Origin of the sequence: Candidatus Jettenia sp. AMX1, from assembly GCF_030263775.1 — a bacterium.
Lineage (GTDB): Bacteria > Planctomycetota > Brocadiia > Brocadiales > Brocadiaceae > Jettenia > Jettenia caeni.
In genome coordinates this window covers 1-20,874 of sequence record NZ_SZPP01000038.1, presented here as the reverse complement: position 1 = coordinate 20,874, position 20,874 = coordinate 1, and the positions used below count along the sequence as shown (strand labels likewise).

Below are 20,874 nucleotides of genomic sequence, written 5' to 3'. Positions count from 1 at the left end.
GGGAGCTGTCCAAAAAGGTTATCTTTTAACGGTCAATTGTGGGCAAACCGATGCCTGGAGCAAAACAGAGGAGAAATAATCCCCCTTAGTCCCCCTTTAAAAAAGGGGGAAATGTGTAAGTGATTTAAAAAAAAGAGAGAAATGTGGTTATTTGTTTTGTTTAGGAAAAAGGAAGAGCGAAAAGATTTTTATAAAATATGCTAATTTTTATGGTAATCATGGTTATAATTGAGGAACACACAGTATAGTAATGATACCAGATAAATGAGATAATCCTCAAGCCTCCTTAACAGAAAAGGAATCAACATCATGTGTCTTGGAATACCGGGAAGGATAGTAGAAATCACAGGCGCAATGGCAAAGATTGATGTTGCGGGTACCCGGAAAGAAGCGAGCCTCATGCTGATGGAGAATGTTAGTGTGGGCGACTACGTAATTGTTCACGCAGGTTTCGCCATACAAAAGGTAAATGAGAAAGAGGCTTCGGAAACATTAAAGATCGTGAAAGATATCATAGGAGATATGCCTTCATGAAGTATGTTGACGAATTCAGGCAAAGGGAAGCCGCTCAGGGGATAGTGAAAAAGATCCATGCCCTATCAGGAAAAAAGGTGAATATCATGGAGATCTGCGGTACCCATACCCATGCCATATCAAAATATGGTATAAGGAATCCCCTCCCTTCCAACATTCGTCTTATCTCGGGACCCGGGTGTCCGGTATGTGTTACCTCAGCAGGGGATATAAACAGGATCATTGAATTTTGTAAAAGAGAAAAGGATATCATCGTTGCCACCTTCGGGGATATGATGAGGGTTCCGGGAACGGAATCATCCCTTCAGGAACAAAAGGCTACAGGTAAAGATATTCGGGTGGTCTATTCCCCATTAGGCGCCCTTGATATAGCCAGAGCAAATCCCGGAAAAGAAATAATCCTTTATGCGGTGGGTTTTGAGACCACGGTTCCGACCGTTGCGGCTACTATTCTCTTAGCGAAAGAAAAAGGTATAAAGAATTTTTCCGCCTTCGCCCTTCACAAACTTACCCCTCCTGCAATGAAGGCCCTTTTGGACAGCAGCGAACTTGACCTTCATGGTTTTCTCTGTCCTGGCCATGTAACAGCTATTATAGGGGCTAAGGCTTACGGATTCCTGGCCGAGAACTATCACTCCCCTTGTGTAGTAGCTGGTTTTGAACCACTTGATGCCATTCATGGATTGTATATGCTGATAAAGCAACTCGAAGAGGGTAGAGCCGAAATAGAGATACAATACAAAAGGGTTGTAACCTGGGATGGTAATACAAGGGCACAGAGAATACTGGAACATGTCTTTGAGATATGCGATAGCAATTGGAGAGGGATTGGGAAGATACCTATGAGCGGACTCAGATTGAAGAATGAATTTGCTGATTTCGACGCAGAGAAGAAATTCGTTATCGAAGCCGGTATAGATGAGGAGCCGCAAGGGTGTGCCTGCGGTGAGGTACTAAAAGGACTTCTCACGCCAAATCAATGTCCTCTCTTTGGCAAAATTTGTACCCCGGAATCACCCGTGGGTCCATGCATGGTATCCTTTGAGGGTACGTGTGCGGCTTATTATACCTATGGAATCTCTCAACCCATTTTGACAGGATGAACAGGATACTATAGGAAAAACAATAAATTATGAACCAAGAGAGAATCCTTTTATCACATGGAAGTGGCGGAAAGTTAGGTTATCAACTCATCCATGAGATATTCCTGAAGGCATTTTATAATGAATTTTTATCGCCACTGAACGATCAGGCTATCTTCAATCTTCCTACCTCAAGGCTTGCTTTTACCACAGATTCTTATGTAGTAAATCCCATCTTTTTTCCCGGAGGAGATATTGGCAAACTTTCGGTATGCGGAACAGTAAATGACCTTGCCGTAGGTGGTGCTGAGCCCCTTTACCTGAGCGCATCTTTTATTATAGAAGAAGGCATCCTGATAGAAGAGCTAAGGATGATAGTAGACTCCATGGCCCAGACCGCCAATCATGCAAAGGTTAAAATAATTACCGGAGATACGAAGGTCGTGGAGAGAGGTAAGGGAGATAAGCTGTTTATAAATACCAGTGGAATCGGCATAGTAAAAGACGGCATACATCTCTCACCCCTTCTCATAAAACCGGGCGATGCGATACTGGTATCAGGACATCTGGGTGATCATGGAATAGCTATCATGTGCCACAGGGAAGGTATTCAGATGGAAACGCCGGTTCAGAGTGATTGTGCAGCTCTCCATGAACTTGTTCAGGATGTTATATCCCGATCAAACGGGATCCGGGCAATGAGGGACCCCACCAGGGGTGGATTGGCAACCACCCTGAATGAACTGGCTGCATCTTCCGGATACGGAATGATAATAAAAGAAGAGGATATCCCCGTTAAAGAGGAAGTAAAAGGGGCTTGTGAGATATTGGGCTTTGACCCACTTTACCTCGCAAACGAAGGAAAACTCATCGCAATAGTATCGAAAGACTCAGCCGGCACGGTGCTGGAGGTTATGAGAAAAAACCCGCTTGGAAGAGATGCCTCTCTTATAGGTACTGTAGTGGATGAGCCACGAGGCAAGGTACTTCTTGAGACCTCCATAGGGAACAGGAGAATATTGGATATGCTTTCCGGGGAACAACTTCCCAGGATATGCTGAACGTTTGCTATCATCAGCCAAGAATTTTTGCAATTCAAACTTGAACGAAAAAGATGTTCGTTGTATTATAAACCTACCGTTTTTGTCCAATGTATACGGGAAAATCAAACCACACATTTTAAAAAAGAAAAGGAGAAAAGGTCGTATGAGGCATGGGATATGCGAAGTTTTCATGTTATTTGTTACCTTACTATTCTGTAGTTCTCTCTATGCTAATACTATACCACAACCGGCTGATAAGGGTGAAAAGGAACCTGATTGGTCTTACCGTTCAGTTGACAGGAAAACCCTCTATGTTGCTCATTGGACGCATACCCCTGAGAATTGCCCTGGCAGAACCAGCGATGGCGCAAAGATGCTGAGTATGTTCTGGGAAGGAAGAAAAAAGGCTGAAGAAAAGGGAATAAAGATACTGGGGGCATATGTTACTGTTACAGAGCATGACTATTTCATTATTTTTGAGGCAAATGATTACCGTGCTGCGGTAGAATTTTTCCTCCCCCTTGTGCCGAGCCAAACAGGAAAAATTGTGCCTGTACTCACCATAGATGATTGGCTAAAGATAATGCCAAAGTAAGGATTTCAGATGATATTTTTGAAAAAATAAAAGGTGGTGTTTATGATAGAACCATCGTTACAATGCGGAGATCATGTTGTTCTGGAACAGAATCATTTCCAGAAATTACTTGATGCTTTAATCAGGAGTGGCTACCAGATTATAGGTCCTACACCCGGAGAAGGATCTATCATATATGGCAAGCTGAGCTCCGTCTCCGATCTGCCGATTGGGTGGACTGATGAGCAGGAAGGTGGTATGTATCGTCTCAAAAAACGAGATGATAAAGCGCTTTTTGGATATGGAGTAGGTCCGCATTCCTGGAAAAATTTTCTCTTTCCCTCAGTACAGCGCTTATGGCAGGCAAAACGCGATGGTAACGGCTTTCAAATTACGGAGGAAGAGGCGGAAATACCAAAATTCGCCTTTATTGGCGTCCGCTCTTGCGATATACATGCTATCTCAATTCAAGATAAAACCTTTCTCCAGGGAAAATTTGTTGACCCCAACTATCAATCACGCCGGGAAGATATCTTTCTTGCTGCTATTAATTGTGGAAAAGCCGGGGGTACCTGTTTCTGTGTATCAATGGGTACAGGACCCAGGGCAGACTCAGGTTTTGATATTGCCATGACGGAGATTTTAGAAAACGGCCGACATTATTTTTTAACGGAGATAGGAACAGAACGAGGCGCCGGAATCTTCCGGGAAATCCCGCATAGAAAGGCAGATGAAGAAGAAAAACACACTGCCAATACTGTTGTGGAAAAGACTGCCGGTCAAATGGGAAGATCATTGGATACCCATAACATTAAAGAGATACTCTATAGAAACTATGAGCATCCACGTTGGGATGATGTTGCCCAGCGATGTCTGGCCTGCGCCAATTGTACCCTTGTGTGCCCTACGTGCTTCTGTGCGGCCGTTGAGGATGGAACAGATGTGACCGGGGAGCATGCTGAGCGTTGGAGGAAGTTGGATTCCTGCTTCAACCTGGATCATTCATACATTCACGGAGGGAGCATCAGATCTTCAATAAAGTCCCGCTACCGTCAATGGCTGACACATAAACTTGCAACATGGATTGATCAGTTTGGCACAACAGGTTGTGTTGGTTGCGGACGGTGTATTACATGGTGCCCTGTTGCAATTGATATTACCGAAGAAGCGCGGGCAATTCGTGAAAGCGATCAGGCTAATCAGCAACCACCTTAGCGAAGGAGAAAATGTATGCAGACACCCGAACAATCTTTATCAGAGCATCCGTTTCTCAAAGGGCTCGATCCTCACCATATTACTTTTATTGCAGGATGTGCATCAACCATTCACTTCCATGATGGACAATCCATTTTCCGTGAAGGTGAAGCGGCAAACTATTTCTATATCATTCTCCAGGGTAAAGTAGCCATTGAACTATTTGTGCCGGAACGTGGTCCCATTATGATACAAACGGTCGGATATGGTGATGTTTTGGGTTGGTCATGGTTACTACCACCCCATCAATGGCGATTTGATGCACGGGCTGTTGAACCAACCGATGCGATTCTCCTTGATGGAAGACGCTTACGTTCCAAATGTGAACAAGACCATGATCTGGGCTATAAGTTGCTTAAGCGTTTTGCTGCTGTCATTGCATCGCGGTTGGAGTCAACCAGATTGCAGATTCTTGATGTCTATAGCGTTCGTACATAAGAGGTGGACGATGCGAAAGAATATTCCGGAGCCAATGTCTCCAAGCCCATTCCGTATACAACGGGTGCAGAAAGAAACACACGATACGTTTACTATCGATCTTAAGCCAGTAAGTGGTACTGGCGATGTATCATTTGCTGCCGGGCAGTTCAATATGCTGTATGTATTTGGAGTTGGTGAAGCCCCTATTTCCCTAAGCGGCGATCCTATCAATCCTCATCTGTACAAGCATACGGTACGTGAAGTAGGAGTAGTAACGAAGGCTATGCGCAAATTGAAACAAGGCGAGGTATTGGGAGTAAGAGGTCCGTTTGGGAGTCATTGGCCCGTAGAGAAGGCAATAGGAAAAGATGTTGTTATGGTAGCAGGAGGGATTGGATTAGCGCCGCTCCGCCCTGCTATGTACCACCTTATCTCACAACGCAATCAGTATGGAAAAATAGTCCTCCTCTATGGCGCCAGAACACCGGAAGATATACTTTACAAACATGATCTGGAACAATGGCGGGAACATTTTGATGTCGAAGTACAGGTTACCGTTGATAATTCCGATGGAAATTGGCGTGGAGATGTCGGTGTCGTTACTACACTCATACGCAGAGCGCAGTTTAATCCTTCGCGTGCTATTGCTATGATTTGTGGCCCTGAGGTAATGATGCGATTCACCATAGCGGAGTTGCAAAATTGCGGCGCCGGAGATGACAATATCTTTATTTCGATGGAACGCAATATGAGATGTGGAATTGGTTTTTGCGGTCATTGTCAGTTTGGACCTGTCTTCGTATGCAAAGACGGTCCTGTATTCAACTACGACGGTATTAAAAACTTTTTTGGAAAGCGGGAGATTTGATTTAGCCACGAATGGACACGAATTTACACGAATAAAAGAAAAAAATTTAGTAATAGAAAAGTAAATGAAAAATATTTAGTGAAAGAAGAGTATAAATTTTTATACCCATTTTTTTATCTTCGGGTTTTTATTTGTCATTCGTGACAATTCGTGCCCATTCGTGGCTAAATTCATATAAAATTACCATGGCTCAAAAACGAAAACCAAAACTTGCCGTCTGGAAATTTGCATCCTGTGATGGTTGTCAGCTAACGATTCTGGACTGCGAGGATGAATTACTTACCTTGGCGGACAAGGTCGATATCTCGGTCTTTCTTGAAGCTTCCCGTACCGTAAAGAAAGGCCCCTATGATATCTCCCTTGCTGAAGGGTCGATCACCACCCAGCATGATGCCGAACGCATTAAAAAGATCCGCAAGGTATCCAAACTCCTTATAGGGCTTGGTGCTTGCGCTTCGGCAGGTGGTATTCAATCGTTACGCAACTTCACGGACGTAAAAGATTTTATTTCGGCCGTATATCCTTCTCCGGAATATATTGAAACACTTGATACATCAACACCGTTTTCTCGGCATGTCCATGTTGACTATGAGCTGCAGGGCTGCCCGATTAATAAACACCAGCTTCTCGATGTCATCAGCGCCTTCCTGCACGGACGGAAACCGAATACGACATCATACAGTGTGTGTATTGAATGTAAGCGGCGTGGAAATGTTTGCGTAATGGTTGCACATGGCATCCCCTGCATGGGGCCAGTAACCCATGCAGGATGTAGCGCGCTCTGTCCAACCTATAACCGGGGCTGCTACGGCTGCTACGGTCCGAAGGAAACACCGAATACAGCCTCTTTAAGTAGTTGGTTTAAACGCCTTGGGGTAAATGAGGCCGATCTCGTACGATACTTCCGCAGCTACTACGGAAATTCAGAACATTTTTATAAAGAGAGCAAAATCCATACGAAAAAACGGGATTGATGTAGGGCAAGGCTTTCGCCTTGCAGAAGGCGACCCTAAAGGGTTGCCCTACGGAACTGAAATTCCTCTCTGTCCAAATAAAAATTCCTCTATGAAGAATGATAAAGCTAATATGAAGAATGATAAAGCTAAAATTAAAACGATCAAGGTAGATTACCTGGCCCGTGTTGAGGGTGAAGGGGCACTGTATATAAAGATAAAAGGTCATACCGTAACAGATGTTAAATTCAAAATCTTTGAGCCTCCCCGCTTCTTTGAGGCGTTTTTACGGGGACGCAGTTTTTGTGAAGCGCCGGATATCACCGCTCGTATATGCGGTATTTGCCCGGTTGCTTACCAGATGAGCTCGTCACATGCAATGGAAGACGCATTTGGCATCAGGGTTGACGGCCAGCTTCGCGCGCTGCGCAGGCTCCTGTATTGCGGAGAGTGGATAGAGAGCCACGCCCTCCATGTATATCTGTTACATGCACCTGACTTTTTCGGCTATGATGATGCAATTCAAATGGCAAAAGACTATCCCGACATTGTTCAACGTGGACTGCAGTTAAAAAAAACAGGCAATGAAGTTGTTATCCTTATAGGGGGCAGGGAAATTCATCCCATAAATGTGCGGGTCGGAGGGTTTTACAAGGCATTAACGAAACAGGAACTAAATACCCTAACGGAAAAGCTAAAAAGGGCAAGGGATATTGCCCTGGAAGCAGTGAGATGGACGGCTGAATTTGATTACCCGGATTTTGAACAAGATTATGAATTTGTCTCCCTTCGGCATCCCGATGAGTATCCATTCAATGAAGGCAAACTTATTTCAAATAAAGGATTAGATATTTCTGTGCATGAATATGATAATCATTTTATCGAAGAACAGGTAGCGTATACGAATGCGCTTCATTCTAAACTGAAAGAGCGTGGCGCATATTTTGTCGGTCCTCTTGCCAGATTTAATCTGAATTTCGACCGGCTTTCTCCTTTGGCAAAAGAGGCAGCACATTCCGCAGGGCTCTCGCCTGTTTGCCGGAATCCGTTTAAAAGCATTATCGTGCGAAGTGTGGAGATGGTTTATGCCTGTGATGAGGCCCTCCGTATCATCGGCCAATACGAAAAACCTGAAATACCTGCAATACCCTTTCAACCAATTGCCGGTACCGGATACGGTTGTACGGAAGCGCCACGGGGCATTCTCTATCATCGTTACCGTATTGATGACAATGGTAGAATCCTTGATGCTAAAATAGTCCCGCCAACATCACAAAATCAAAAGACCATTGAAAATGATCTTTGGCAATTTATCCCCAAATACCTGGACCTCCCTTCTGAAAAACTCAAATATGATTGCGAGAAGGCAATACGTAACTATGATCCCTGTATCTCATGCGCTACACATTTCTTAAAGCTCACTATTGATCGTGAATAAGAATAACATTATTCAAACCATCTGCGCAAATACACCCCGCATTCTCATCATTGGCATCGGCAATATGTATCGCGGAGATGACGCAGTCGGGCTTGCTACTGCCCGGCATCTCAAGAAGCACGTACCCGATTATGTTTCTGTTCTTGAAGGAAGCGGCAATGGCGTAGCTTTCATGGAGTCATGGAAGAATGCTGATACCGTTATCCTCATCGATGCAGTCCATTCTGGAACAAAACCAGGGACTATCCATAGGTTTGATGCATCTGCGCACCCTCTGCCCTCAGAATTTTTTCGTTACTCCACACACACCTTCGGTGTTGCTGAAATCATAGAACTTGCGCGCACTCTTAATCAGTTGCCATCACATCTTATTGTTTATGGTATTGAAGGAAAGCGCTTTGAGGCAGGCATTGGGATTTCTCCCGAAGTAAATACAGCGGTGCAAGAAGTTGTAAACCGATTGCGACAAGACATTCATTCTTTTCTCAAGGTATCTTAGAATATATGCACGAGTTTTTTCTTATGAAAAGCCTTATTGATACCTTATCATCCATCGCGCGTGAAGAGCATGCAAGCAAAATAATTAGCCTTACGGTTAAGCTTGGCGCCCTGTCTCACATCTCACCGGATCACTTTCGTGAGCACTTTATCCATGCTTCACAAGGAACAGTTGCCGAAGGAGCCCGGTTAACTATCGAAGTCATGACAGATACAACCCATCCGCAATCTCAGGATGTCCTGCTTGAAAACATCGAAATTATGAACAGCTAAAATACAAGGTTATACTTTTCATTTCCCTAAGATTGCAGGTCTATAATTTGAGATTATTCGATGGAAGATATTCATTACGCATATAGTGCAATAATTTTATGATAATCTCAAACCCTTCGGATAGGGAGCACAAGGTATCATCCAACTCGTGTTGTCTTGCCATGTCATGTTCAGAAGCCAGGCCAAAATATGTTTTCCCGAAATCTATATAATATCGACTATCTATAAGAGTCTTCTTATATCTAAATTTATGCTCGATATACTCAGGAAACATACCGGTAAAGAATAAAGCATAATTACCAATGTGGCAATAAATATAAAATTTACGGATAGTATCGGAATATCGAATCTCTTCGATCATATCGATAATGTATTGATATTGCTTTTCATCATATTTCTGTATTTTGTAGAATCGGGATGTCCGCAGAAATACCGCAAGCATGTTTGCAAGATAGTTCGATACATCGATACTATTGAGCAATTTTACAATTTTACTTTTATTCCATGGATAGGCAGGCGCCAAACTATTTAATTCAGCAACAGCATCATGAATAAAGTCCCCATCTTCTTTTTTTAACTTAAATACCCTTCTGACGAGTAAGGTAAATAAAAAATAAGGCGACACATGGAAGATTTTATTTCCTTCACGTATCACCCTCTCGAAAACACGGTCATTATCAACCATCCGGGTAATAATATCGGCATCTCCCTGTATTTGGCTTGCTATGCGCTCATAATCGCACCTCTTCGTTACATAGCTCTCAATAAGAAACAACAAGTCACTATCTGAGAGATGATCAAGGTTATAAGCATGTAACTCATTATTTTGTCTCTTCTTTTCTTCTTCGTAATTCATTGCATACTACTCACTATGAAAAATAGGTAATTGACATAGTAACGATTGCTTCACCGAAATACAAAGAAAACGAAAATAGCCTGATATACCTATGATCATACAATCCTAGATATACCAGGCTATCTTCGTTTTGCCAACTTCCTCATTCGGTTCGTTATTTCATAAACCCCTGAAACCTGAAGAAAAATATACAATTAATAATTCAACAAATAGTGCCATTTTGGAGTTGGGAAGTGATTATAAATATACATACATTCAAGTACATCAACGTACCTTTAAGGTACATTACTCATACTTTTTTCTTTTGGGGAACGTTTAACCCCAACTATTCACTTCCCAACTCTGGTACTATTATATCACAAAATCCATAATTTTCAATTTGGAGAAGTAATATTGCTGTATTTCTAAAATAAATAGCCTCTTTTTGTTATCATATAGTCGCGATATAAAAATGTAGTTGAATTGCCAATGACAATGATAGTCGTCATATCAATCGGATGAGAGGTCATTTTATCAAGCGTTGTAACAACGACAGTTTCGCCTTCCCTCGTTACATCCTTCACAATGCCGACCGGAGTATGAGGAGATTTCCATTCAAGAATAATTTCAGCAGTTTTTTCAATTTGCCAATCTCTTTGTGAACTTTTGGGATTATAGAGCACTATAACAAAATCTGCTTCGGCAGCAGATTTTACACGCCTTTCTATAACCTCCCAGGGTGTTAGTAAATCACTAAGGCTGATAACAACATAATCATGCATGAGTGGCGCACCGAGGACAGCTGCGGCAGCATTCGCAGCGGGGATGCCAGGAACAATTTCAACCGGTACAGGTATATTTTCTTTACTGATCATTTCCAGTACAAGTCCTGCCATACCATAAACGCCAGGGTCGCCGCTGCTTATAATAGACACTTTTTTCCCGGTCTGTGCCTCTTGAATCGCCAATTTTACACGATCAACCTCCTTCCGCATGGTTGAGGCAATAATATGTTTATTTTCTATGATATCCCGTATGAGATCGATATAAAGTGTATAACCAATAATGGTATCGGAATCTTTTAATGCATCTAGCGCCCTCTGGCTAATCTCATATTTTGATCCGGGACCTATACCTACCACATAAAGTTTTCCCGGGCGATGGCTATGGTCACCCCCGGATATTTCTGTTTTGTCAGAATTAATTGTGTTTTCCTCCCGGCAATAAGTGCAGCGGGCTCACATACCCCCCCCACGCCTATTTTCTCTTTAACAAAATCGGATTTACTATATTCTTTCACACAGGTTGCAATTTCACATGCAGAAATAACCCTTAATGGAATACCAAGTTCCTCTGATGCTTGTAATAAACCTGGTTCTTCAGATTTAATATCGATAGTAGAGAGTAATCTAACTTGCTCTATCTCAAGATTTACTTTTTGAAGCGCGTGAATAATAGATTCCTTAACAATCTCCGGCGAAATGCCTCTTTTACAACCGATGCCAATGATAAGGTCTTTCTGCGCATCGGTGCCTGTAGTGATTACTGCATCCGTATGTAATATGGCAGCAACCTGGTAAGCCAATTGATTTGCTCCTCCCTCATGACCGGAAAGCATACTGATAACAAAACGTCCTACATCATCAATTACTACTATGGCAGGGTCTGTATATTTATCTTTTACATAAGGCGCAATCATCCGTACCACAATCCCAATTGCCATAACGAATATAAGGCCATCATATTCTTTGAAAATCCGATTGACTAATTGATGAAGTGGTTCAGAAAAAGAGGTGATGCTATAGGTAGATGTGTTACACTCCATAAGAGGATTTTTTTCTGTTATCTTTTTCAATACATAGACCGAAGGAGTAGGCTCAAAATTTTTCCCTATCCTTTGTGCAATCTGCAGTCCTTGTTGCGTTAAGGCGATAATAGCTATATTCAAAAGCTTCCCTCGTATTTTCTATGGCGAGATGGTAGACAGGCAGTTACTCAAAATACTGTTGGATTATCGTAGGGACAAACCTTGGTTTTGCGCCATATTTTGAGTAATTATGGAGATATAGTTATCTATTTTTCCTTTTCGATAGCTTCAAATTCTTCAAGTAATACCCTTTGCCTCTTCGTCAAATTCTTTGGTGTGCGCACAATTACGCGCACATATTGATCGCCATGTCCATGACCTTTTAAGCGTGGCATACCGCTGCCTCTCAATCGAAATAATGTGTCAGTCTGTGTTCCCGGAGGGATCTTCATCACTGCGTTTCCGTCTAGTGTCGGCACCTCAGCCTTCGTACCTAAAGCTGCCCCAGTAAGGGCAATGGTCTTTTCCAAATAAATATCACTTCCCTTTCTTTGGAAAACTGAATGAGATTGCACGGAAACGGTTACATAAACATCCTCCTTTAATTTGCTATCATCCTTATCTGCTGATATCCTCAAGGTTGTTCCGTTATCCACACCGGGGGGTATTTTTACAGTAATTTTATCGAATCTTTGTACCTGACCATTTCCATGGCAAGTTGGACAAGGATGCTCAATAACCTTTCCCCGTCCTTTACAAACAGGGCATGCCCCTATCTTAATAATCCTGCCAAACCCCTGTAATTGTTCCTGTTTTACTTCTCCCTTTCCTTTACAATGACTACAAACATCAGGAGATGTACCGCTTTTAGCACCATTTCCGCCACAACTCTCACATATATCTATACGAGGAATAGCAACTTCTGCGCTAACCCCCCGGTATGCTTGTTCAAGAGTAATCTCAACCAGCGCCCGTTTAATCTGTTCCTCCGGCTGTTCGAAAAACCCCCATCTGCGTCTGCCGAAGAAATCACTAAAGACGCTGCCACGACCAAAGAAATCTGAAAAAATATTGTGTCCAAAAATATCCTCCAAATCGCTGACGTGACTAAAATCCTGCCATGTAAATCCTTCTTTGCCAAAATCAGAGGCAACACCGGCGTGACCATATTGGTCGTACCGAGACCTTTTGTTATCATCGATCAATACTTCATACGCCTCTGACATCTCTTTGAATTTTTCTTCAGCTAATTTTGGATTATCCTTGTTAAGATCCGGATGGAATTTTTTTGCAAGGGTACGATAAGCTGTTTTAATCTCTTCTTTCGATGCATTTTTATCTATCCCTAATACCTCATAATAATCTCTTTTATCTGGCATGATTCATCATCTTATGTTCATTTATAACATTATTCAATAAAAAAGCATATTTCTTCCATTATTTTGTCTCATATTCCTTTCTTTTTTTCGCATCAGTGCCTACTACCAGCTTTGAGAATAACGTAATCGACAAAATAACGATAGCTATTGCGCCACCAAAATATAAGGTCTCCAATGGGTTTTCCCACATTACAATATGTTTTAAAAAAGTAATAACGATAACTACCACGGCTGCAGCAATCAATTTTTCCTTTAAATCATTCAGATCATGTATTCTCAACCAGTGAGGATAGCTAACAGATTGATTTCTATCTACAAATAATTCAAAAAGTCCAATTCCCATAACAAACATTACCACAGCAACCATGAATAAATCTATAGCAGAAATGAAATGTACGGAGAGTTCAAAATGATGATCTCCATGGTCGAACAGAAAATTGAATATATCGGGAATACCGTTAATAAACTCCCAAATTCCTGCAAAGATTAAAAAACCAGAGGCCAAAATCGTAAGAATAGAGGCTATTGCTACAAAATATCGTCCAATATGAATGAAGGCGTTATTTATTATGGATAGAATATCATGATCAGTCATACAACTCCTTTAATTTTTACCAAAATCAATCTTGTACAGTAACTAAACTTATTTTATTCCTCGTATCCTAGTAACTCCCTGATCTTGTTTTTTAATTCCTTTAAGTCAGAAGACTTAATAATATAAGCATCGGCAGACCACGACATAAAATCATCTTTATAGCTACTATAAGCGGTGTTAATAATTATTGGTATCTTTCGTTCATGTAAAATTCTGCTCATTGATTCAATACCATTCATCTTTGGCATATTGATATCCATCACGATAAGATCAGGTATCTGTTCATTTACCTTTTGTATAGCTTCCAAACCATCCTTTGCAGTAATAACATTATATCCCTCAAGCAATAGTTCTTGTTTATAGAGTAAGAGTTGATTTTTATCATCCTCTACTACGAGAATTGTTTTCATCATTCACTCCTTTTTGTTAAATCACGGTTGCTCCTTTTTCACAGGCAAATAAATAGAGAAAGTAGTTCCCTCAGACAATGAGCTATTAACTTTTATATATCCCCCATGATCATCTACGATTTTTTGTGATACTGCCAGCCCTACGCCTGTTCCATCCATTTTTGTGGTAAAGAATGGGGTAAAGATATTTTTCATGGTTTTAGCAGACATACCTTTACCACTATCGATAATATTAATTTTTATGTATTGACCTTCCGGCATGGTTTCTACCGTAAGCATTCCTCCATCTGGCATTGATTCAACAGCGTTTTTTATAATATTTAAAAATACCTGTTTCATTTGAGTTGAATCCATAATAATTTTCGGTATTTTTGTATCTAATTTCTTAGTTAATTGAATATTACCACTCTTAAAGTAGGGTTCCATGAGAGAACACGTATTTTCTAATATTTCATTGATCTGAGACAGTATTTTAACAGGTTCATACGGTTTACTAAAATCCATAATATTTGCAAGGATTTTCTCTAGTCGTTTCACTTCTTCAACAATAACCTCTATACTTTGCCTTGTTTGATTATCTTGATCAGAAATCCGCAGGATAGCTCTTGCAAAACCGCCAATAGTTACCAGTGGGTTACGGATTTCGTGAGCAATATATGCTGCCATATTGCCTATAACGGCAAGTCTTTCCGAGCGAATTAATCTTTCCTGGGTCTCTCCGAGTTGTTGAATCTTTTCCCCTAATTTTTTATATGCTTCTGCATTTTCAATTGCTAATGCTGCCTGGCTTGCAAAAGTGCTTAAAAGTTGAACATGCTCTTCTGTTATAGGTTTACAACTATAAAAATTATCAGCGCAAATAACTCCTATCGCTTCTTCTTTTACGATTAACGGTACACAAACAAATTCATTCGCATCAATCATACTTACAAATTTTTTATTAATATTAGGATTATAAAAGGCATTTTTTTCTAAAATCGGCTTTTTACTCTTTATACATGATACAATGAGCTCTTTTTCATCTGTCAAAGAATATGCCATTAATCTTGTAATCATATGCAATGGAGTATCATCACGGTAATTATCTTCAGATGCTCTAATGAGATCCTCTAACCTTTCATACTTATTGGCTATTTCACCCCATATCTTATATGCTTCTTCCCAGCTGGAGGGTCCAACAGCCATTTTTCCATAGACAATATTTCGTTCTTTATCCACGAGGAAAAGCCTTGAACGGTTGAATCCTAAAGCAGTTCCGGCTGTCACACAGGTTAAAATTAAATGAAGTAGCCGATCAATTTGCAATGTTCCATGCATTAACTCGGAAAGTTTCCGTAATAAAGAAAGTTGCCGAATCTTTTCTTCCTTCTCGGTAACATCTATTGAAAATCTAATTAAGGAAATAATATCATCTTTCTCGTCTCTAATAGGTACTGAAATATTTTTAATATATTGCCTTTCTCCTTTTTCTGTAATAAGCTGGGTCTCACTATATTGCCTCTCACCATGCGAAAGCATTTTAAGAACAGAACAATTCGTAATATCCGAACATCCACATTTATACACATCGTAACATGCTTTCCCTATAGGATTGTATTTTAAATTTAACATATCAGAGAGGATTTTATTAGACCAAATGATATGTAAGTCTTTATTTAAAATAGATAATCCGGCATCGAGTGCATCTATAATATTCTTGAAAATATCTTCAATGTTATCTTTCAGGATGTGAGGTAACATAGCAAAAACTTTTTCTATACCTATTGATAAAAAATATATAAAAACACAAACTCTGTCCCTATTTCCCTTCTCCTAATCTTTTATAAAGCGCAATGTATTCAAGCGCACTTCTTTCTAATGACCAATCCTGCGCCATTCCATTTCTCATAAGCTCGGCCCATCGAATCTTATTCTTAAAAAAGTCTATTGCCTTTACAATAGTAGCCATAAGTAAATCTGAATCGTATTTTTCAAATAAAAATCCATTTGCCTCCTTATGAGGAGCAGCTCTTGAGCCAATGTCGGTTATGGTATCAGCAAGGCCTCCAGTGCCCCGAACTATTGGAACTGTTCCATATTTTAAACTATATAACTGATTAAGTCCACATGGCTCAAATCGAGATGGCATGAGGAATATATCCGCTCCAGCCTCAATTTCATGAGCAGAACGTTCATCAAAAGCCAATTTTACTGCTACTTTTGAAGGAAATGCTTTTGCATAATCCTGAAATAATTTATGATATCGTTGCTCACCATTACCCAACAAAATAAATTGAAGATTTATTTTCATTAAATCCTGAAACTTATCCACAACTAAATCTAATCCCTTCTGCGCGGTCAAACGTGTTATCATTGCAACAAGAGGGATATCTTTTTCCGGAAGTTTAAATTTATTTTGTAAAGCCCTTTTGCAAAGTAATTTCCCGCGAAGGTCTTTTCTTCCATAATTTGCAATTATAAGCTTATCAGTTTCCGGATTCCATATGGTGTAATCAATCCCGTTAATAATTCCATAAAGATCTTTTGCCCTTTCTTTTAATACACTATCCAAACCAGCACCATACTCGGGAGTTTGAATCTCTTTTGCGTAAGTCTTACTAACCGTAGTGATAAGATCGCTAAAAACGATTCCGCTCTTTAAGAAATTTAGTTTTCCGTAGAATTCTAATTGTTTCCAGTTAAAGAGGCTCCAATCCAGACCGGTAAGATTCATATCCCAATGCCAGAATATCCCCTGATACGCAAGATTATGAATAGTCATCATTATCTTTGTATTTTTAAAACATCCTCTTTTTGCATACGTTGTTTTTAGATAGACGGGAACAAGCCCTGTCTGCCAGTCATTACAATGCACTATATCAGGAAAAATCTTTAACTTTTCGATAGCTTTTAAAGCCGCTTGGGCAAAAAAGATGAAGCGTTCACTATTATCCTCATAATCTTTTGTTGTACAAGGGTAATTGTACAACCCTTTTCTTCCGTAGTATTGATCATTATCCAAAAAGTAAACCGGTACTTGCGTATCTGGCAAAAAACCTCTGTATACATATCCAGTCCTCAATGTATCACCAATTCTTACCTCAACCTGGATATCTGTTTTTGTCAGAGGATAATGATTTTCTTTTATTATACCGTAGAGTGGCATAATTACTATAATTTCCACACCTTGCTTCTGGATACTTTTCGGTATTGCCCCGGCTATATCGGCAAGACCGCCGGTTTTTGCAAACGGTATGACTTCTGATGATAAATAGGCAACTCTCACAATCGTTATTCCTCAATCTTCTTCTCTGTACTTACATTTCTCAGAAATTCTGCAGCGCTTTCCGGTGTCACCGTATTTATATAAAAACCACTACCCCATTCAAATCCTGCAACTTTTGTCAATCGGGGAATAATCTCGATATGCCAATGATAATGTTCTATTTCCCCAAAAACAAAAGGTGTTGTGTGAACAATGTAATTATAAGGGGGAAATTCTAATGATGCTTCGAGCTTAAGAAGAGTCATCCGTAACACTTGAGCCAGTTCTTCAATCTCGAGTTTTTGCAAATTCTCAAAATGGGAGGAATGATTTTTTGGTAGAATCCATATTTCAAACGGAAATCTTGAAGCATAGGGTGCAAATGCAACAAAGTTATCCTCTTCTACCACGATTCTTACTCCCGTAGATATCTCCTGTTGTACCATATCACAAAATAAGCAACGGCCCCGGTATTTATAAAATTCTTCACATCCGCTCATCTCGTGCATGACAGTAATAGGCACAATGGAGGTGACAATCAATTGTGAATGGGAATGCTCCAGTGATGCTCCGGCAGCTATACCAACATTCTTAAAAAGTAATCCGTAGATAAAACGTTTGTCTTTTTTCAAATCCACCAATCTATCCCGGTATGTCCACAATATCTCTTCAACATGATCATTATCAAGCTCTGTCATAGAAATGATATGCCTTGGGCTTTCGATAATTACTTCATGTGCTCCAATACCGTTCATCACATCGTAGATTCCTTCGCCGCGTTTATTCAAATTTCCTTCAACTCTCAACGCTGGGAATTTATTAGATACCACTCTTACTCTCCAACCTTTCGCATTTGGCTGAGTACCCTTTTCTCGATATGCCATAATTTCGGGGGGAGTTTTATCCTCATTTCCTTCGCAAAAAGGGCAGAAACCACCTTTAATAATCTGCGGTTCTGTCCGAAAATCACTTGGTCGCATAGCCCTTTCTGTAGCAATAATTACCCAGCGTCCCGAAACAGGATCCTTTCGAAGTTCGGGCATTTTCATTTTCCTCCTATATCATGCTAAAAATAGTTCTCTTTGCTATTATATCTGCCATATTATTTCATAACCTTAGGCAAGTTCGTCAGTGTTTCCTCAGGATGTACAATTCTTCTCCAGTATTCATTTCTTTCAAATCCCGGACTATGCTCACTATCGTGACATGTCTCACAAATATTTTCATCGGTTAAACTATAAGATGTTTCGTTTACATTCCTGATATGAAAACTTCCAGCACCATGACAACTCTCACAACCTACGTTTATTAAATTCTGATTCTCTTCATAGTTTAAGAATCCAGAAACATACCCATAACCGGTTGTATGACATTTAATACACTCTGGATCGTATTGATGTCCGGAATAAACCAGGGTTTCGTATGATACCCCGTGTGCCGTTTTACTCCAATGATCGTATATCATTTTGTGGCATATCCCGCAAGCGGAGCTACCTGCATATGCTAATCCATCTGGAAGAGATACCTGAGATACCTTACTCAATAAATCTTCCTCTTTTAACATTCGCTGATACTCTTCGAGTAAAAGTTTCATTTTTTCAGAATCTTTATATTTACGATCTAATGGAATAATATCAACTGACATTCTCTTTGTAGCGTTCCTCTGTATCGAATATCTTGCAATCCCAATATATTTCCCACCTTTTCCAGGGGAAACAATTGGGATATTATTAACATATATTATCGAGTCCTGTGGGTCCTCTATATCATGTCCGGTTATAATTAAGTCTATTTCAGGAAAGAATTTTGCAATCTCTATTGATTCTTCTTTTGGCGTATGTGAAAGAAGTACTATTATATTTACCTTATCATGTAACCTTTTAATCAAAGGCTTTAGCGCCTGTACCGGCTCATAAATATTGACATAATTTGCAATACTCGCACTGGAAAAAGATTTTGAGAGAATACTCAAAAAGGCAATTTTAAAAGAATATTCAGAATGAGAGTATTCTTTTAAGACGTATTGATGAACCTTCATCGGAAATGGAGCAATAATTTTTACATTACTGGCAAGGAAGGTAGTATTGTTTACCTGCGATAAATAACTTAGTAATTGTGGACCTGTTTCAACATCTTTCTCTCCGAGACTATGCAGTACATAACCCATTTCTTGCATTGCACGACCTAAGATCTCCGTTTTTATTTCCTCTTGCCTCCCATACCCCTTGGAGAGGTCTCCCAAACTTACCGGAAGAATTATATTTTTTTGTTTTACAAAAGAATTTATAAAGGTGTGTCTTCTCGAGATACCTCCAATTTGTCCTTCATAACAACCACACGGTTCCAGATTCCCCAGCTCTTCTCCTGAAAATATTATGAGCGCCTGCATTGGAGCGCCATAAATCTTAATAGGTAAAAAAATAAACAAAAAAATGGCACAATAATTAAAATACTTCATAAGAAAGAAATATTATTTATCCTCTTATTTCACCATGAATAGGAATAGTAATAACCGGTTGAATACTACTATTCGTATATATCCTTAAGTTTCCTGTAATTTTTCCAACTGCACTATCCTTGCTCAACTTAACATCAATTTTTTTACTATTACTTAACTCAGATATCTGATAATTTACCATATCAGGATCAATCTCAATTTTTTCTATTTTTACATTTTTATTCATAAAATTGACAATTACTGTTTTTTTAACATCTTGTCCCTTTTGAATATAACCAAAGGATAAAACGTCAGGGTAAAAGGTTACATCACCAACAATTTCTCCAAAAAATGGTATATCAATTCTTTCTTGTTTACTACTATTTGTATAGATAAAAATAATTCCTGTAAATCTTCCGATATAATCATACTTATTCATTACCACTTGATAACTATAGTGATTATCATTTATTTTATTTTGAGTAATTGTAATATAAGGATTTGGCGATTCTACCTTCTTTATTTCAGTTTTTAATTCTGGTATTGTCTTTACCTCAAAACTCCTGGTGCAAGTATCTCCTTTTTTGATAATACCAAAATTAACGAGTTTCTGATTAACTATAACCTCTTCAATTATTTCTCCGGTAATAGTTAGTTTATATTGTGGATTTTCCGGATCGTTAGAATTTACCACAACTGACTTTGTTGTTTTCCCAACATAATGACCGGGATTAAACTTTATCTCTACTTCTCCCTCTTCATTATTCAATAATTTATCTTTTGACACAAGAGCAGCAGTGCAACCGCATGATGATTTAACATTCTTTATAATTAACTCACCAGATCCTATATTTTTAAATTTAAATCCATGTTTTATATTCTCGCCAATATAAATTTTACCAAAATCATATACCTGTTCTTCAAAAATTATTTTAGGCCTTTCTGTGGTTTTTTTATTACTATCTTCAGTTTTTGTAATGTTCGCTATTGAGATGTCAAATTTTATTATAAAAATTAAGAAGGTTATTATTATGTAAGTCCTAACTTGTTTCATAATACAAGCATCTCCTAAAACATAAACATACTTAACAACTATAAGTATTATAACAATTTAAATCTTTTGTTTCAGGAAATTCTTAATACATTCCTGAAACAGCAAGAGCTGGGTAGTGGGAGAGCCCACAGAACCCAGCTCTTGTATTGTTGACTTCTCTCTCTGCGTCCTCACGG

The 20,874-nt window shown here is 39.5% G+C and carries 22 protein-coding genes; 11 read left to right on the top strand and 11 right to left on the bottom strand.

Going from position 1 to position 20,874, the window contains the following annotated elements; genetic code table 11:
• Positions 1-309 precede the first annotated feature (309 nt).
• The 11 genes from FBQ94_RS11890 (at position 310) to FBQ94_RS11840 (ending at position 8,937) form a co-directional block, all read left to right on the top strand.
• Positions 310-534, top strand: a complete 225-nt coding sequence (locus FBQ94_RS11890) for a HypC/HybG/HupF family hydrogenase formation chaperone (protein ID WP_007219963.1) — start codon at positions 310-312, stop codon at positions 532-534.
• Positions 531-1,637 carry a hydrogenase formation protein HypD gene (gene hypD, locus FBQ94_RS11885; RefSeq protein WP_007219964.1) on the top strand — a complete coding sequence of 369 codons (1,107 nt, stop codon included), beginning with the start codon at positions 531-533 and terminating at the stop codon, positions 1,635-1,637. Before FBQ94_RS11890 ends, hypD begins: the two co-directional genes overlap by 4 nt.
• 29 nt (positions 1,638-1,666) lie before the next feature.
• A complete protein-coding gene (gene hypE / locus FBQ94_RS11880; RefSeq protein WP_007219965.1) occupies positions 1,667-2,677 on the top strand; it encodes a hydrogenase expression/formation protein HypE in 1,011 nt (336 codons plus the stop codon).
• 145 nt (positions 2,678-2,822) lie between these two features.
• The gene (locus FBQ94_RS11875) at positions 2,823-3,254 is read left to right on the top strand and encodes a DUF3303 domain-containing protein (protein WP_007219966.1); all 432 of its coding nucleotides are present in this window, start codon (positions 2,823-2,825) and stop codon (positions 3,252-3,254) included.
• Positions 3,255-3,296: 42 nt separating this feature from the next.
• Entirely contained in the window at positions 3,297-4,448 is a 1,152-nt protein-coding gene (locus FBQ94_RS11870) for a 4Fe-4S dicluster domain-containing protein (protein WP_007219967.1), read from the top strand.
• Positions 4,449-4,463: 15 nt separating this feature from the next.
• Positions 4,464-4,925 carry a cyclic nucleotide-binding domain-containing protein gene (locus FBQ94_RS11865; protein WP_007219968.1) on the top strand — a complete coding sequence of 154 codons (462 nt, stop codon included), beginning with the start codon at positions 4,464-4,466 and terminating at the stop codon, positions 4,923-4,925.
• Between the two features lie 10 nt (positions 4,926-4,935).
• Positions 4,936-5,775 (top strand): FAD/NAD(P)-binding protein, encoded by an 840-nt coding sequence (locus FBQ94_RS11860; RefSeq protein ID WP_007219969.1) that lies wholly within the window; start codon positions 4,936-4,938, stop codon positions 5,773-5,775.
• Between the two features lie 185 nt (positions 5,776-5,960).
• Entirely contained in the window at positions 5,961-6,749 is a 789-nt protein-coding gene (locus FBQ94_RS11855; protein ID WP_040543075.1) for an NADH-quinone oxidoreductase subunit B family protein, read from the top strand.
• Between the two features lie 112 nt (positions 6,750-6,861).
• On the top strand, positions 6,862-8,166 hold the full coding sequence (locus FBQ94_RS11850; RefSeq protein ID WP_007219971.1) for a Ni/Fe hydrogenase subunit alpha: 1,305 nt from the start codon (positions 6,862-6,864) through the stop codon (positions 8,164-8,166).
• Positions 8,159-8,665, top strand: a complete 507-nt coding sequence (locus FBQ94_RS11845) for a hydrogenase maturation protease (RefSeq protein ID WP_285442154.1) — start codon at positions 8,159-8,161, stop codon at positions 8,663-8,665. The genes FBQ94_RS11850 and FBQ94_RS11845 overlap by 8 nt, the downstream gene beginning before the upstream one ends.
• A 5-nt stretch (positions 8,666-8,670) precedes the next feature.
• A complete protein-coding gene (locus FBQ94_RS11840; protein WP_007219973.1) occupies positions 8,671-8,937 on the top strand; it encodes a hydrogenase maturation nickel metallochaperone HypA/HybF in 267 nt (88 codons plus the stop codon).
• Between the two features lie 40 nt (positions 8,938-8,977).
• Here FBQ94_RS11840 and FBQ94_RS11835 read toward each other — a convergent pair whose 3' ends face one another.
• From FBQ94_RS11835 to FBQ94_RS11785, 11 genes are all read right to left on the bottom strand, one after another.
• Positions 8,978-9,793, bottom strand: a complete 816-nt coding sequence (locus tag FBQ94_RS11835) for a hypothetical protein (RefSeq protein ID WP_007219974.1) — start codon at positions 9,791-9,793, stop codon at positions 8,978-8,980.
• Between the two features lie 404 nt (positions 9,794-10,197).
• Complete coding sequence (gene cobJ, locus FBQ94_RS11830; protein ID WP_007219975.1) at positions 10,198-10,914, bottom strand: precorrin-3B C(17)-methyltransferase; 717 nt, start codon at positions 10,912-10,914, stop codon at positions 10,198-10,200.
• On the bottom strand, positions 10,908-11,720 hold the full coding sequence (locus FBQ94_RS11825) for a cobalt-precorrin 5A hydrolase (RefSeq protein WP_007219976.1): 813 nt from the start codon (positions 11,718-11,720) through the stop codon (positions 10,908-10,910). Before FBQ94_RS11825 ends, cobJ begins: the two co-directional genes overlap by 7 nt.
• 125 nt (positions 11,721-11,845) lie before the next feature.
• A complete protein-coding gene (gene dnaJ / locus FBQ94_RS11820) occupies positions 11,846-12,958 on the bottom strand; it encodes a molecular chaperone DnaJ (protein WP_007219977.1) in 1,113 nt (370 codons plus the stop codon).
• A 58-nt stretch (positions 12,959-13,016) separates the two neighbouring features.
• A complete protein-coding gene (locus tag FBQ94_RS11815; RefSeq protein WP_007219978.1) occupies positions 13,017-13,553 on the bottom strand; it encodes a YqhA family protein in 537 nt (178 codons plus the stop codon).
• Between the two features lie 53 nt (positions 13,554-13,606).
• A complete protein-coding gene (locus tag FBQ94_RS11810; protein ID WP_007219979.1) occupies positions 13,607-13,963 on the bottom strand; it encodes a response regulator in 357 nt (118 codons plus the stop codon).
• A 21-nt stretch (positions 13,964-13,984) separates the two neighbouring features.
• On the bottom strand, positions 13,985-15,703 hold the full coding sequence (locus FBQ94_RS11805; RefSeq protein WP_007219980.1) for an ATP-binding protein: 1,719 nt from the start codon (positions 15,701-15,703) through the stop codon (positions 13,985-13,987).
• A gap of 58 nt (positions 15,704-15,761) precedes the next feature.
• Complete coding sequence (gene glgA / locus FBQ94_RS11800; RefSeq protein WP_007219981.1) at positions 15,762-17,228, bottom strand: glycogen synthase GlgA; 1,467 nt, start codon at positions 17,226-17,228, stop codon at positions 15,762-15,764.
• Positions 17,229-17,233: 5 nt separating this feature from the next.
• Positions 17,234-18,250, bottom strand: coding sequence for a galactose-1-phosphate uridylyltransferase (gene galT / locus FBQ94_RS11795; RefSeq protein WP_007219982.1), 1,017 nt, complete (start codon positions 18,248-18,250; stop codon positions 17,234-17,236).
• Positions 18,251-18,309: 59 nt separating this feature from the next.
• Complete coding sequence (locus tag FBQ94_RS11790; RefSeq protein ID WP_285442153.1) at positions 18,310-19,596, bottom strand: multiheme c-type cytochrome; 1,287 nt, start codon at positions 19,594-19,596, stop codon at positions 18,310-18,312.
• Positions 19,597-19,681: 85 nt separating this feature from the next.
• Positions 19,682-20,698 (bottom strand): DUF1573 domain-containing protein, encoded by a 1,017-nt coding sequence (locus FBQ94_RS11785; RefSeq protein WP_007219984.1) that lies wholly within the window; start codon positions 20,696-20,698, stop codon positions 19,682-19,684.
• Positions 20,699-20,874: the final 176 nt, after the last annotated feature.

Coding starts and splice junctions, on each gene's coding strand:
- FBQ94_RS11850 (WP_007219971.1), top strand. CDS start 6,862: ATGAAGAATGATAAAGCTAAAATTAAAACGATCAAGGTAGATTACCTG.
- FBQ94_RS11860 (WP_007219969.1), top strand. CDS start 4,936: ATGCGAAAGAATATTCCGGAGCCAATGTCTCCAAGCCCATTCCGTATA.
- FBQ94_RS11890 (WP_007219963.1), top strand. CDS start 310: ATGTGTCTTGGAATACCGGGAAGGATAGTAGAAATCACAGGCGCAATG.
- FBQ94_RS11855 (WP_040543075.1), top strand. CDS start 5,961: ATGGCTCAAAAACGAAAACCAAAACTTGCCGTCTGGAAATTTGCATCC.
- hypD (WP_007219964.1), top strand. CDS start 531: ATGAAGTATGTTGACGAATTCAGGCAAAGGGAAGCCGCTCAGGGGATA.
- FBQ94_RS11835 (WP_007219974.1), bottom strand. CDS start 9,793: ATGAATTACGAAGAAGAAAAGAAGAGACAAAATAATGAGTTACATGCT.
- FBQ94_RS11840 (WP_007219973.1), top strand. CDS start 8,671: ATGCACGAGTTTTTTCTTATGAAAAGCCTTATTGATACCTTATCATCC.
- FBQ94_RS11805 (WP_007219980.1), bottom strand. CDS start 15,703: ATGTTACCTCACATCCTGAAAGATAACATTGAAGATATTTTCAAGAAT.
- hypE (WP_007219965.1), top strand. CDS start 1,667: ATGAACCAAGAGAGAATCCTTTTATCACATGGAAGTGGCGGAAAGTTA.
- FBQ94_RS11870 (WP_007219967.1), top strand. CDS start 3,297: ATGATAGAACCATCGTTACAATGCGGAGATCATGTTGTTCTGGAACAG.
- FBQ94_RS11790 (WP_285442153.1), bottom strand. CDS start 19,596: ATGCAGGCGCTCATAATATTTTCAGGAGAAGAGCTGGGGAATCTGGAA.
- FBQ94_RS11815 (WP_007219978.1), bottom strand. CDS start 13,553: ATGACTGATCATGATATTCTATCCATAATAAATAACGCCTTCATTCAT.
- FBQ94_RS11865 (WP_007219968.1), top strand. CDS start 4,464: ATGCAGACACCCGAACAATCTTTATCAGAGCATCCGTTTCTCAAAGGG.
- FBQ94_RS11810 (WP_007219979.1), bottom strand. CDS start 13,963: ATGAAAACAATTCTCGTAGTAGAGGATGATAAAAATCAACTCTTACTC.
- FBQ94_RS11785 (WP_007219984.1), bottom strand. CDS start 20,698: ATGAAACAAGTTAGGACTTACATAATAATAACCTTCTTAATTTTTATA.
- galT (WP_007219982.1), bottom strand. CDS start 18,250: ATGCCCGAACTTCGAAAGGATCCTGTTTCGGGACGCTGGGTAATTATT.
- dnaJ (WP_007219977.1), bottom strand. CDS start 12,958: ATGCCAGATAAAAGAGATTATTATGAGGTATTAGGGATAGATAAAAAT.
- FBQ94_RS11875 (WP_007219966.1), top strand. CDS start 2,823: ATGAGGCATGGGATATGCGAAGTTTTCATGTTATTTGTTACCTTACTA.